Source organism: Methylocystis suflitae, from assembly GCF_024448135.1.
GTDB classification, from domain to species: domain Bacteria; phylum Pseudomonadota; class Alphaproteobacteria; order Rhizobiales; family Beijerinckiaceae; genus Methylocystis; species Methylocystis suflitae.
In genome coordinates, this window is record NZ_JAMRYX010000131.1 from 1 (window position 1) to 1,076 (window position 1,076).

A 1,076-nucleotide genomic window follows, 5' to 3' on the forward strand; every position below is an offset into this window, starting at 1 on the left:
GCAAGAGCGACTTCGCCAAAGCCATCCGCTATGCGACCTCCCGCTGGACGGCCTTGACCCGCTACGTCGATGACGGACGAAATGTCGAACAACGCCGCCGAACGCGCAATCAGACCCCTTACTTTGGGCAGAAAGAATTACCTATTTGCCGGCTCCGACGACGGCGGACGTCGCGCGGCGATCATGTATACGCTGATCGAAACGGCGCGCTTCAACGACATCGATCCGGAAGCCTGGCTTGCGGACATCATCGCCCGCATCGCCGATCACCCGATCAATAGAATCGACGATCTCCTTCCCTGGAAGTGGAAGCCTCGTGCGGAAAGAGCCGCGCCATCTCAGGCAGCTTGAGAATGAACTCCTCGCCCTTGGCGAGGAGGCTATGCTGTTCGAAGAACTCGATGGTCTTGTCGCCGGCGTGCTTGTTTGTCCGGAGATGATCCCGCCAAGCGAATGGCTTTCCGTCGTCTGGGGCCAGACTGCTGACGAGGCGGCGCCCGTCTTCGATACGGCTGACCACCTGAACAAAGTGCTCACGCTCGTGATGGCGCACTACAACAATGATGTCGCAAAAAGGCTTTTCGAGAAGCCGGAGAGTTATGCGCCATACTTCGCCGTCGACGATCGCAACGGTGACGTTCTGTGGGAGCTGTGGATCGAGGGGTTCGAAAAGGCCGTGAAGCTCCGCCCCGCCGCATGGCGACCACTGCTCGATGCTCATGTCGAAACCGCCAAAGCCATGTCGGGCCTGCTTACCCTCGCCGATGTCGCACGACGCGATGCGCGCTTCTCCAAACTCGAATATGACGCGCTCGAGTCCACCGCGCATGAACTTATCGGCCCTTTCGTCCTGACGCTCAACGAATGGCGCGTAGAAAATCACGATCCAGGCAAAGGAATAAGCGTCACGCCGCCGACCCAATCCAACTCCTTCGGAAAAGTCGGCCGCAACGATCCGTGTCCATGCGGATCAGGCAAAAAATACAAAAAATGTTGCGGCCTCAACTGATCCGCGGTCGTCCGATCACGCTTACTGAAGAACGCGCGGTCACGCTCTGCAACGGCGGTCTGATGGC

The 1,076-nt window shown here is 58.6% G+C and carries 1 protein-coding gene and 1 pseudogene; both read left to right on the top strand.

The features are described from left to right. Positions 1–351: pseudogene (locus NEI07_RS10215) on the top strand (IS66 family transposase); the annotation flags it as partial. Beyond that, the gene (locus NEI07_RS10220) at positions 317–1,009 is read left to right on the top strand and encodes a UPF0149 family protein (RefSeq protein ID WP_256034372.1); all 693 of its coding nucleotides are present in this window, start codon (positions 317–319) and stop codon (positions 1,007–1,009) included. The pseudogene NEI07_RS10215 and the gene NEI07_RS10220, both read left to right, overlap by 35 nt. Positions 1,010–1,076 lie beyond the last annotated feature (67 nt).